The 11878-nt window shown below is 46.2% G+C and carries 13 protein-coding genes; 6 read left to right on the forward strand and 7 right to left on the reverse strand.

Annotation, left to right across the window (positions count from 1 at the left end):
- Nucleotides 1-22: 22 nt before the first annotated feature.
- From phnE to QUB66_RS14520, 3 genes are all read right to left on the reverse strand, one after another.
- Nucleotides 23-817 carry a phosphonate ABC transporter, permease protein PhnE gene (gene phnE / locus QUB66_RS14510; RefSeq protein WP_332968358.1) on the reverse strand — a complete coding sequence of 265 codons (795 nt, stop codon included), beginning with the start codon at nt 815-817 and terminating at the stop codon, nt 23-25.
- Nucleotides 818-893: 76 nt separating this feature from the next.
- Nucleotides 894-1634, reverse strand: a complete 741-nt coding sequence (locus QUB66_RS14515) for a phosphonate ABC transporter ATP-binding protein (RefSeq protein ID WP_332968356.1) — start codon at nt 1632-1634, stop codon at nt 894-896.
- Between the two features lie 168 nt (nt 1635-1802).
- Nucleotides 1803-2777 (reverse strand): phosphate/phosphite/phosphonate ABC transporter substrate-binding protein, encoded by a 975-nt coding sequence (locus QUB66_RS14520; RefSeq protein ID WP_332968354.1) that lies wholly within the window; start codon nt 2775-2777, stop codon nt 1803-1805.
- Between the two features lie 249 nt (nt 2778-3026).
- On the opposite strand from QUB66_RS14520, the gene QUB66_RS14525 reads away from it, so the two are divergent.
- Nucleotides 3027-3332 (forward strand): small RNA NsiR4-regulated ssr1528 family protein, encoded by a 306-nt coding sequence (locus QUB66_RS14525; RefSeq protein ID WP_332968353.1) that lies wholly within the window; start codon nt 3027-3029, stop codon nt 3330-3332.
- Between the two features lie 359 nt (nt 3333-3691).
- On the opposite strand, the gene QUB66_RS14530 is transcribed toward QUB66_RS14525, so the two are convergent.
- Both QUB66_RS14530 and QUB66_RS14535 read right to left on the reverse strand, forming a co-directional pair.
- Complete coding sequence (locus QUB66_RS14530; RefSeq protein ID WP_265237845.1) at nt 3692-4606, reverse strand: NAD(P)H-dependent glycerol-3-phosphate dehydrogenase; 915 nt, start codon at nt 4604-4606, stop codon at nt 3692-3694.
- Nucleotides 4607-4873: 267 nt separating this feature from the next.
- On the reverse strand, nt 4874-5302 hold the full coding sequence (locus QUB66_RS14535; RefSeq protein ID WP_332968352.1) for an NUDIX hydrolase: 429 nt from the start codon (nt 5300-5302) through the stop codon (nt 4874-4876).
- A 138-nt stretch (nt 5303-5440) separates the two neighbouring features.
- Here QUB66_RS14535 and QUB66_RS14540 point away from each other — a divergent pair, with 138 nt between their 5' ends.
- The 4 genes from QUB66_RS14540 (at nt 5441) to QUB66_RS14555 (ending at nt 8720) form a co-directional block, all read left to right on the forward strand.
- The gene (locus tag QUB66_RS14540; protein WP_265237841.1) at nt 5441-6361 is read left to right on the forward strand and encodes an alpha/beta hydrolase; all 921 of its coding nucleotides are present in this window, start codon (nt 5441-5443) and stop codon (nt 6359-6361) included.
- Nucleotides 6362-6372: 11 nt separating this feature from the next.
- Nucleotides 6373-8073, forward strand: a complete 1701-nt coding sequence (locus tag QUB66_RS14545; protein WP_332968350.1) for a phosphatidylglycerol lysyltransferase domain-containing protein — start codon at nt 6373-6375, stop codon at nt 8071-8073.
- Nucleotides 8074-8135: 62 nt separating this feature from the next.
- Complete coding sequence (locus QUB66_RS14550; protein ID WP_332968349.1) at nt 8136-8360, forward strand: hypothetical protein; 225 nt, start codon at nt 8136-8138, stop codon at nt 8358-8360.
- A 171-nt stretch (nt 8361-8531) separates the two neighbouring features.
- A complete protein-coding gene (locus tag QUB66_RS14555; RefSeq protein WP_332968348.1) occupies nt 8532-8720 on the forward strand; it encodes a hypothetical protein in 189 nt (62 codons plus the stop codon).
- A 166-nt stretch (nt 8721-8886) separates the two neighbouring features.
- On the opposite strand, the gene QUB66_RS14560 is transcribed toward QUB66_RS14555, so the two are convergent.
- Entirely contained in the window at nt 8887-10113 is a 1227-nt protein-coding gene (locus QUB66_RS14560) for a glycosyltransferase family 4 protein (protein WP_265237835.1), read from the reverse strand.
- Here QUB66_RS14560 and QUB66_RS14565 point away from each other — a divergent pair.
- Entirely contained in the window at nt 10064-10225 is a 162-nt protein-coding gene (locus QUB66_RS14565; RefSeq protein WP_332968398.1) for a hypothetical protein, read from the forward strand. The two genes, QUB66_RS14560 and QUB66_RS14565, sit on opposite strands and share 50 nt — an antisense overlap.
- 15 nt (nt 10226-10240) lie before the next feature.
- On the opposite strand, the gene QUB66_RS14570 is transcribed toward QUB66_RS14565, so the two are convergent.
- Nucleotides 10241-11815: an MFS transporter gene (locus tag QUB66_RS14570; RefSeq protein ID WP_332968346.1), complete on the reverse strand. Its 1575-nt coding sequence runs from the start codon at nt 11813-11815 to the stop codon at nt 10241-10243.
- Nucleotides 11816-11878: the final 63 nt, after the last annotated feature.

Raw genomic sequence — 11878 nt, forward strand, 5'->3', positions numbered from 1 at the left:
ACATTTTTTTCTCAATCCATGCTTACTTCGTTTCCAACCGCTGCCGCCAATTGCTGCTAATAATATCTATTACCGTAACTACAACTAACAAAACTAACATCATTGTAGTAGCTTTATTGTACTCAAAAGAGCGGATGTAATTCACCAATTCAAAGCCAATTCCCCCAGCGCCCACCACTCCCAACACCGAAGCCGCCCGAATATTATACTCAAACATCCACAGCGTGTAACCCAACGCTAGCGGCAACACCTGCGGAAAAATGCCGTATTGCGCTACTTGCAGCCAAGATGCACCAGCAACTTGCAACGATTCGATCGATCGCGCTTCCACAGACTCGATCGCCTCCTGATAAAATTTAGCAAGATAACCTATAGTATAAATTCCCAGGGCCAAAGTACCAGCCGGCGCACCCAAACCAGTCGCCGATACAAACAGCAACCCCAGCACAATTGAAGGAACTGATCGCACCGCATTTTGCAATAAATTAGCTAACCATTGCAACCACTTTGCTGCTATATTATGGGAGCTGCAAATAGCAATTGGTATGGAAAGAATCGCCCCGATTGTGGTTCCCCATAGCGACATCTGAACTGTTTCGATTAAAGCCTTAATTGCTACATCAATAATTTCTAGATTCGGCGGCCACAAGCGCGAAAGAAAATCAGTCATGTAAGGCCAGCTACTTACCAAAGTTGTGGCATCAATTTCTAGTCCCCGCAGCGCCCAACCGTAAAGTACAATTAAACCTGCGATGATACCGAGATTTTTGATCCAACTATAGGTTTTTGATAAGTTACTTGAGTTTTTTTCGGTCATTGGCATTTATTTTAAGATTTTTTTTTAACCGCAGAGGGCGCAGAGGGCACAGAGGAAGAGTTGAGAAGAGAGGGGTTTAGGCTGGTATTTTGGGATTGGTTAATTTGCTGAATTTGTCGGAGAGGTTGTGGCATTTGCCATCATAGACTATTTGACCGGCATCTAGGACGATCGCCCTTTCGGGATAGGTGCTGGCCATTCCCAAATCGTGCAATACTACAACTATGGTCATGCCTTGTTCTCGGTGCAGTTGGGCGAGGATTTCCATTACTTGCTGGGCGGCGATTACGTCTAATCCGGTGGTGGGCTCGTCGGCGAGTAAAATCTGCGGTGATTGGATTAAGGCGCGGGCGATGGCGACTTTTTGCTGTTGTCCGCCGCTGAGTAGTCCGGTTTTTTGGTATGCTAGGTCTTGGAGTCCGAAGTCTGCTAGTAGGTCAAAAGCTCGATCGCGCTTTTGCTTCGGAAAACCCCACAAAGTCTCCCAAGTATTCAATCCTCCCAAGCAACCACATAGCACATTGTCGATCGCCGATGACGGTTTTACCAACCCGCCGCCTTGAAAAATTAAGCCAATATCCCGACGAATTTGGGCGATCGTGCGCGTATTCATCACAATATCATTAATCCGAATCTCTCCGGTTTTAACAGGGACTAAGCCGACGAAGGATCGCAATAGGGTGGATTTTCCCGCACCGTTCAAACCCAGTAGCGCCACAAATTCGCCCTGTTTGATTTTGCAATCAATGCCGTTGAGAATGGGGCGATTTAGTGATTTGGAATAAGCTGTTTCTAAATTACAACATTCGATAGTCATGATCGATATTTATTGATAAATTAGCGATAACTAAATTGCGATTTGAAGGCAAATTTTGTACAGAGGCAGAGCCTCATTATCTCCATTCCCAGGCAGAGCGAGGTAATGAGGTAATGAGGTGATCAGTCAACAGTCAACAGTCAACAGTCAACAATAGACCTAATAAAATTAAGGCTCTAATTTAGCGCGCTGCAAAGCTTGGCGCAAGGTTGCTAAATGGCGCGTATGATCGACTTTTACCAATTTCTGGGAATTGTACAAACTGCGGAACAATTGATTGTTTGCAGGTTCATTCATTTTCATGAAAGCATTGATCAGTTTTTCGCGCATTGGTGCAGGAATGCGATCATCAATCACAATTCCGTGGGCGGGAACTCCGGGAACTTGTTGCAAAACTCGCAATTTCTTGCCTTCTTCCGCTGTAATCCAAGGCGGTAGCAAAGCGTATTCAGAGACAACTCCGACATCTGCTTGACCTCTTAAAACAGCTTGCAAAGCGCTGCTGTAACCGTCGCCATAGGTGACATTTCCGAAGAAAGTTTCCAATCTATCCGGCCCTGAAACTAATCCTTGACCTACCAATTCTGAGATTGGAAAAATGAATCCAGAACCGGAAGTTCTAGAAGTGAAAGCCATTTTTTTGCCTTTCAATTGTTCGAGAGTTTGCTTTGCCGAACCTTTCGGGCGCAGGGGACTGTCTTGGCGCACTACAAACACGGAATCGTAGGTATTTCCGCCGGAATAATCGCTGCGAACTTCTGCTAAATACATCTGCGCTTTGGCCAATTGTTCTGCTTTTAATGCCGCGCGCCCTGCTACAAATGCTACATCTGCCCTGTCGGCCCTCAAAGCTTCTACAGCGGCGGTTTCGTCGCCGATGACTGCTTCTACGGGCATTCCGATTTCTTTGGATAGTATTTGCGCTACTTGATTGGCTTTATTTTGCAAATCTGTAGCATCTCTGCGGTTAGCAAATACGATTCTAATGCGAGTTATAGCAGCTTGTGTTCTTAAATTTCGATCGCCTTTTGGTGTTGTTTGGGCGTTCCCAAGCGGCCCGATTCCAACTGCATTCGCTGTCAAACCAGCTAGCAGTAATAATCCCACGCTCGCGCTTGCTATAACTTTTGACTTGACCTTCATTAATCGCTCTCCTACTTAACCACAACTATTTGACAATTTATGGCAATAATTTTCCTATCATTGTAGAGCTTTTTTGGTAATTAGTTGCAATAGTGCAAGCATAACGATTTATTATATAAAATATAAGTAATATTAATAATACTTTTACTCTATGTATGGTATTTTAAGCATTCTACGGGGAAGAAGTGGTGCAAACTAGACACCATACTGATAAAATGCTCCTAAAGCAAACTTTGACAGCACAGCACAATGTCTTCAGAAACAAACTCAGCGCCTGCATCTACAACCGGTGCAGATGCGATCGATGTTGCGATCGCATCTGGAATCGACTTTGACGGCACTCCGATTCCGAAAGCAAAATTAGACCTGTACGAGCAAGTAATGGGATTAGAAGCCGGGAGACAGCGCAGTGGTGTGTCAAATACCATGCGATCGCGCATTGTCCGAATTGGCGTCAAACACCTGCCTCAAGCAGAACTAGATCCAATGCTAATTGCTGCCGACTTTGCACCGCTAAAAGACAAAGAAATCGCCTTTTATTACGGCGCAAAATAAAGAATATCTCATATCTTTTCTTATCTTCAACCCACGGAGGTGGGTTTCGTCTGTGTAGACGCGGTTTCAACCGCCGTCTCTTTTCTTATCTTCAACCCACGGAGGTGGGTTTCGTCTGTGTAGACGCGGTTTCAACCGCCGTCTGTTTTCTTATCTTCAACCCACGGAGATGGGTTTCGTCTGTGTAGACGCGGTTTCAACCGCCGTCTGTTTTCTTATCTTCAACCCACGGAGATGGGTTTCGTCTGTGTAGACGCGGTTTCAACCGCCGTCTGTTTTCTTATCTTCAACCCACGGAGGTGGGTTTCGTCTGTGTAGACGCGGTTTCAACCGCCGTCTGTTTTCTGTATCCTACAAATTTAAATCTCAGGTTTCAAAGCACGTTCCATCAGCGATAAAACAGCTTGTTCGGGAGTAATATCACCATTCAGCAAACGATAAACTTGACGGGAAACAGGGACTTCAATCTCGCGCCGATTCGCCAAATCAATCAACACATTAGTAGTATTAACTCCTTCAGCAGTGCTCTGTAATTCCTGCAAAATTTGCTCCAAAGACTTGCCTTTCGCCAATCCGAAACCAACTCGATAATTGCGCGACAAAGAACTATTGCAAGTCGCGAGTAAATCTCCCAAACCAGACAAACCATAAAAAGTTTCGGCGCGAGCTCCCAAACGAACTCCTACCCGAATCATTTCCGGCAAAGCGCGAGTCAGCAAAGCAGATTTAGCATTAGTTCCTAATTGTAAACCATCGCAAACACCAGCGGCGATCGCAAAAACGTTCTTCAAAGTCCCACCCAACTCAGTCCCCAGGGGATCTTGATTGACATAAACTCGAAAAATATCGGAACTATAAATGGTTTGTACTTGCTTGGCTGCGGCTAAATCTAAACTCGCCGCTACCGTCGCAGCCGGTAATCCTTGCTGAATTTCCTCGGAAAGATTGGGGCCAGAAAGTACGACTATTGAATTGTGAGGAAAGGCATTTTGCCAGATTTGAGATGGAGTGCGTGTCGTCGCGGGGTCTAAACCTTTGGTGACAGTAACTATAATTGTACTGGGAGTTAGGTTTAAGGCAAGCAGGCGATCGACTGTTTCCCCAACTCCCTTCATCGAAACTGCCGAAATTACAACATCCGTGCCAGTTATAACCGATTCTAGACTAAAAGAACTGCGGCGCGACCACAAATTTACCCGATCGCCCTTTTTGCCTCCCAGATTTGCCAGTGCCAAACCCCATGCACCTCCGCCTAATATTGTCAAATTTACCATAAAATTTATTGATAAGGAAGAAGGAAGAAAGAAGAAGGAAGAAGAAATACCCAGTAAGCTTTTTCGCGAGCCGTATTTTACGTTTAACTTGGTAGATTTACTTATTTAGATCAACGAAAACGCAGGTGCACGCAGATCAACTATACATAATTTAGCATTCATCCGCGTTAATCGGCGTTATTCTGCGGTTAAAAATTTACATAATAATCTTCCCTCTTCCTTCTTCCCTCTTCCTTCTTCCCTCTTCCTTCTTCCTTCTTCCTTCTCCTACAAACGCGGGCGCAATCCATAATGACGGTAACGCCAATAATCGCGTAAAATGCGATCGTGATCGAAACACAATTCACCTGGAATCTGCCAAGATTCAAAAACTTGTAAATTTTTAGCATCATCAGCAGCTTGGGGTTCGCCCGTTGCCGCAGCCAAGAATACAATACTGATAGTATGTTGGCGCGCGTCGCGATTTGGGTCAGAATAAACGTAAAATTGCTCAATTAATTCTACATTCAAACTCGTTTCTTCTAAAGCTTCGCGTTTGGCCGCCGTTTCTACCGATTCCCCGTAATCGACAAAGCCGCCGGGAATCGCCCAGCCGTAGGGAAGATGCCGACGTTCTATGAGTACGATCGGTCGGTGCGGGCGATCGACCAATTCGATGATAATATCAACTGTAGGAGCGGGATTTTTATAAGTCATTTTGTTTGGGAATGGGGCATCGGGCATCGGGCATCGGGCATCGGGGATTAATGATTTTATATTTAACTAACAAACAACAAATAACAAATAACAAATAACACATAACAGTCAACAGTCAACAGTCAACTAACAAACATTATGCCTAAGTGGCTGAGCAAAGTTTTAGGTATCGGTGCGGGTACAATCCTCCTATTAGGTGCGACTGGATACTGGTACGTTTTTATCGCCGGAGCACCTCAATTAGACCCTCCAAAAATCATCGCCGATGCCGACATAAAATTTGAACTCAAAACATATAAAAGTGCAGCTATGAATTCCGAGCGCACCTACGGCTTAATTTTACCACCAGGGTACGCAAAAAATCCCAAACAGCGCTATCCAGTGATTTTTTTGCTACACGGCGGGCACGGAGACGCGCGCGCTTATCAAGACAAAGCTGCTGTTACTTCCGTGCTCCACGATTTATATAAAAGCAAAAGATTGTCGCCGTCAATTGTCATTACTCCTGACGGGAACGACAAGCGGGGGACGAGCCCTTTGTGGGACCCGCAGTATTTTGATGGGCCCAATGGTCAGGTCGGAAGTGCGATCGGCTCCGAGTTGGTTCAAATCGTAAAATCGCGCTACAGAACGCTGGAAGACCCCAAATTCTGGGCAATGGGAGGACAATCTTCGGGGGGTTGGGGAGCTTTTAATATCGGTTTGCGCTACTTGAATAATTTTAATATTCTGTTCAGCCACAGCGGTTATTTTACCGATCAAAGTGGCAAAGCTAACAGTCCTAAATATTTAGTTCCGAAACTCTCTACAAAAGATAGACAGCGACTGCGGGCTTATTTGGATGCGGGGGAAGGAGACAAGGAATTTCTGACTTCTACGCAACAGTTTCACGAACAATTAAACAGTTTGGGTATTGCCAACGAGTTTAACAAATTTCCTGGCGGTCACGGGATTGTCGGCCCCGATGTCGGTTGGAATTATTGGCACAAGCATTTAGCCGATTCATTGAGTTATGTTGGAAAACAGTTTAAGATATCACTGGCCGCACAGAAAAATTAAACAGGTGAACTGTGTTACCCCAAAAAACTAGGATTGGACTCTGGACTGCATCATTTTTAACCGGATTGGTAGGATTTATTAACCTGCTGTCTGCTGTAACTCCCAGTTTACCCGATCGCCGAAATTGGCTAGAACCATTTTTTCCTTTTCCGGTGAGGGCGGGCGGGCATTTCTTTGCAGCAGTTATCGGATTTATGCTGCTAACTCTGGCAACTAATTTGTTGCGACGAAAGCGGATTGCTTGGTTGCTGACTGTGGGATTATTAATTGTTTCTATTGTAGTTCATTTAGTCAAGGGATTAGATCTTGAAGAAAGTTTGCTTTCTGGCGTTTTACTGTTTCAATTGTTGGTGATGCGGCAGACATTTACTGCTCAATCAGATCGCCCTTCAATTGCTCAAGGACTCCGAGTTTTGGTAGGCGCTTTGTTGTTTACCCTCGCTTACGGTACGGCTGGTTTTTACATTTTAGATGGGCGTTTTGAAGTTAACGAACGAGCAGTTAATTTTGATTGGGACGATGCTATATTCCAGACTTTTGCCATGTTTTTTACGGCGGACAATGCGGGTTTGGTTCCGAAAACTCGGTTTGCTAATTTTTTCGCAGATTCGATTTATGCTGTAGGTGCAGTAACGCTTGGTTACGCACTTTTGATGCTGCTGCGGCCGGTGCTGCTGCGAAATTCGGCAAGTATTTCGGAACGGAATAAAGCTCAAGAAGTTGTAGCAGAATACGGGCGGACAACCCTAGCGAGACTGGCGTTACTTGAGGATAAATCTTATTATTTTAGTCCTTCGGGTAAAAGTACGATCGCCTACGTGCCCAAAGGTAGAGGCGCGATCGCCCTCGGAGACCCGATCGGGCCTGCAGAAGACCGCAAAGAGGCAATTCTGGGGTTTCAAGAGTTTTGCTATCGCAACGATTGGTATCCAGCATTTTATCAAACTTTGCCCGACGATTTAGAAATGTATTCTACTCTCGGTTTTCGAGTAGTACAAATTGGCGAAGAAGCGATTGTAAACCTCAAAAACTTTAGTCTCAAAGGCAAGGCAAATCAAAACTTAAGAACTGCGATCAACCGACTGACAAAAGCAGGCTATCGTGTCGAATTTTACGAACCTCCTTTAAGTTTGGAATTGATGCGGCAAATGAAAGCTGTTAGCGACGAGTGGCTGCAAATGGTTCAGGGCGCGGAAAAACAGTTTTCTGTGGGTTGGTTTTATGAGGCATATTTGCGGGAAACTCGCGTCGTAGCGATTCACACTCCCGACGGTAAAATTAGTGCTTTTGCTAATATGATATCTGCGGTAAATGAAGTGGTTGGAGTTGATTTGATGCGCCGTCGCACTGAGGTAGAAAATGGGACGATGGAGTGTTTGTTTGCTTCGATGTTGCAACACTGTCAAGAGTTGGGCTATGCAGAATTTGATTTGGGTTTGTCGGCTTTGGCGGGAGTCGGAGAAGAGGGTAAATCCGGGCGGTTGGAAAAGGTTTTAATTTATCTTTCGGATCACTTGAGCAAGTTTTATAATTTTAAGGGATTGCACAGTTTTAAAGATAAGTTTGGGCCGCGCTGGGAACCGCGTTATTTGGTTTATCCGAGTTTGGGAAGTTTGCCGGATGTTGTGGTTGCTTTGATTCGGGCCGATTCGGGCGATGGCTTACGCCCCGCTACGCTACGACTTTTAGATTATTTGCGCCCAGGAAGTTAGACCATTTTAGATTGAATATTAAAGGTTTTAACGCAGCAATTACCAAAAAATAGGATCAGTTTATGAATTTGACGCTGAATCTATCACCTGAGTTGGAGCAATATCTCTTACAGTCTGCTGAGTGGCGCGGTATTTCTGTAGAGGAAGTAACCTTGCAAATGCTGATGGAATGTATGCAGAGTCAGGAACAGGATTCGATCGCATCTGGGGCGGTGTGTGATGTTTGGTCGCCCTATGATGCGTTTGATGCTGCACAGACGATGCTGGGAGTTTTAAAGCAATCGTAAGCCCAAAAGGATGATTCATTCAGTTGACAGTTGACAGTTGACAGTTGACAGTTGACAGCTTGCCCTGAGCGAGTCTCAGGTTGACAGTCAACTGAATGAACCTATAACGCGGGTGTCCAACTTGGTTATGAATGGGAGCGGCAGACTACGGTTCTTAGTTTGACGGGAAATTTGGCACAGTATGAGGCGCGCATCGTGGTGATGCAGGGACAGGTTGGGCAGTTTGAACCAGTGCAGCTTGTGTTTGCTTGGACTCGGGCTGAAAATGTACCGTTGATTTTGGGACAGGTAAATTTCTTTATGGAGTTTGATGTTTGTTTTTATCGATCGCAATTGGCGTTTAATGTTAGTCCTCGTTAACTGGTTCCCAAGCAGAGAGAGCCTGGGAATCCATAACGAGTAAACGAGTAATACCAATATCGCAGAGGAAACGGCACTGCCGCTTCCCTACCAATATCGAAGAAGACACGGCACTCTTACTCTTTCCTTCCCCCTTCTTCCTTCTTCCTTCTTCCTTCTTCCTTCGTTATGCCAAGCCCCGAAGTGGCACGCGCTGCTTCTGCAAAATCTGTGAATACAGCTTTTCCAACTCAGTAATATTCTGACTGAGAGTGTACCGCTCGATCGCCCGTTGGCGCGCTTTTTGACCAAGCAGCATTCCCAACTCAGGATGTTCGCGAAATAGCGGCAGTAAAGTTTGCAACTGACTCCGCACCCGCTGAGTGTTCAAAACTACCCCTGCGCCTTCCTCCAAAGCCTCACCGTCAGCACCGGCATCCGTTGCCAAACAAGCTAAACCGCAGGCCATCGCTTCCAGCAGCGACAGCGACAATCCCTCCACCAAAGAAGGCAAAATAAATACATCTGCACCGCGCAGAATTTCGATCCGGCGTTCCTCCTCGGCGACAAATCCGAGCCACACAATGCCCTCCTCTTCGCCGTAGGACAGTTGCAGCGACGCGGCTAGGGGCCCGTCACCTACGATCGCCAATACGTTACCAGGGCCAAAATTGCACTGTTTCCAGGCTTTCAGCAAAGCCTCGACATTTTTCTCCGGGGCAATGCGGCCTTGATATACAAAAAGTCGATCGGCCTTTAACTCCGACTTCAACCCCGAAGGCCCAGGAGAATACTTCATCGCGTCTACTCCGTTGGGAATCACGGCTACCCGTTCTTGCGGTACTCCCAACTTCACCAAAATATCCCGCTGAATGTAAGAAAAGACGATCGTCGAGTCGTAGTGAGCCAAAAACGGAGCATACAGTTGATACATCAGGTGCTGAGTTCCTGATGTCAAATTCCGCAATTTGCGATCGAACGGCGGGTGAAAAGTCGCCACCAAAGGCAAATTCAATTCCTGACAAATTTCCGGCAGCAGAAAGTCCAGAGGCGAAAGCGTCAGGGAAGCGTGAACAACATCCGGTTTCAGTCGCCGCAAAGACTTCATCAACACTGTGCGGGATTTGAGAGTCGGAATCGTATAAATTTGCGATTTGTAGTGACAAGGTAAAGAAACTTCGTTGCAACTCGCGGGCGAAAGCGAATTGGTATATGAAGTTGGAGTAATTCCAGTTCCCCATTTCCCATTTGCCATGCTCCACGCCGTATTATTCCTGTCCAATGGGCCCGCTTCTTGGGCAAAGTGCAGGAAACTAACCTGGTATCCCCGGTCTAAAAGTGCGTTGGTGACTTCCCTGGAGTAAGTGACATTACCGCAAAAAGGTGATTTTTTTCCTAGCCAAGCGATGTGCATTCAAGTAAATCAGAGTTTGTTAAGCAGAAGGAAGAAGGAAGAAGGAAGAAGGAAGAAGGAAGAGTGCTTATATAGCAAGCTTTATTGCCATCTGTATCTTACGTTTAATTAGGTGGATTTACTTATTTTATTGGAGTCGATCGACTTTAGTATTGCTGTTACGGGAAATATACCAGGTTAAGACGCCACCTGCGATCGCCAATCCTGCCAAAGCCAAAAATACTGTCGGCAAACCCAGAAATGTTTCAGCTACTCCAGCCAAAGCTAATGGTAAACTCAAAGCGATATTAGTGGCATTGTTTTGCAGCCCGAAAACTTTTCCCCGCATTTCTTCTGGGGTTTCTGCTTGAATCGTCGTCTGCATCGGCACTCCCACCAACGAGGCAAACAAACCCAACAGGGTAATGAACAGTACCGAGATCCACAAATGGTGTGTAAATGCAGAAAGACCCATCAGAGCCACTGCCATGCCAACTGATCCGATTAAACTAAGTTGGGAATGAGAAAATTTGTGACCGAGATAGCCGACAGTCGTCGCCCCAATAGCCATCCCAACGCCTACGGCAGCCAGCAAAAAGCCAAATTGGGAGGCTCTCATACCGGGCAGGATTTCTGCCAGCCGCACCGCTAGAACTGCCAAGGCTGCAAAAATTGAAAATAGAATAATTAGTTGAATTAAAGCATTGCGGACTTTCGGTTGATCGTTGATGTAACGCAGGCCGTCTTTTAAATCTGCTAGGGGATGCGGCGGTTCGTGTTCGACTTCGTTTTTTTCGCCTGTTTTCATCGACAACAATAGCACTCCAGCGAAGGCGTAACTGCCGCCTACTACTAATTCTTTGCCGATGCCGAGTCCGCCGCCAATGTTGGTAAATAGGGTGTCGGCTAAAGCTAGTAAGGGTTCTCCGACTGCGAAGCCAATAATCACCGAACCCATCATGGTGGTGGTGTAGAGGGAGTTTGCCGATAGCAGGTGGCGGCGTTCCACTATTAGGGGAATTACTGACTGTTCTGCTGGGGCGAAAAATTGAGTTAGGGTCGAAACTAGGAATGTTACTAGCAGCAGCAAGCAGAATCCCAGGGGTAGTTTACCGATTTCAAAACCGTCTGAGAGCCACAGCAGCAGGGGTAATGCTAATACGAAGCCTCCCCGCAGCAGGTTTGTGGCTACGAGCACGGCTTTTTTCGGCCAGCGATCTACATACACGCCTGCGGCGGCACCGAACAGCACTGCGGGTATGGTAAAGGCGATCATGATTGCTGATACCCATCTGCTGATGCTTTGATCTGGCGCTTGAAACCGGCTGGCTACGAGGGCGATCGTCAGTACGAGATAAACTTTATCTGCTAGTTGGGAGAAAACTTGCCCACTCCACAATGCTAGAAAGTTGCGGTTTTTGAGAACCGGCAGAAATCCTGTTGCTTTTTCGGGAGTTTCGGCAACTGTTTCGGGGAGTTCTGCTGCTGGCTCTGCTGTTGGTTCCGGGGTTATGGTTGGGGGTTGTTGGCTGTTACCGTTGTTCGAGTCTGTTTCTGGAGTTGTGGGATATTTATCCATTTCTGGGTGTTGGGCGTTGCTCCATTGTCGATCGGCAGAGACGGGATAAGAGTCAAAATCTGGAAAATTTTCTCGTTCTTCCATTTTGTGGTGGGTCACAGCTAAAACAGATATTCTCAAATCAGAATCGGACAGTCGCATCATAGGATTTGGGGTGAATGGCCTGGGATGGTGGAGGTTGGGGGGATGGGAATTTGAAATTGAGGT

It is taken from the genome of Microcoleus sp. A2-C3, assembly GCF_036706065.1.
GTDB lineage: Bacteria > Cyanobacteriota > Cyanobacteriia > Cyanobacteriales > Microcoleaceae > Microcoleus.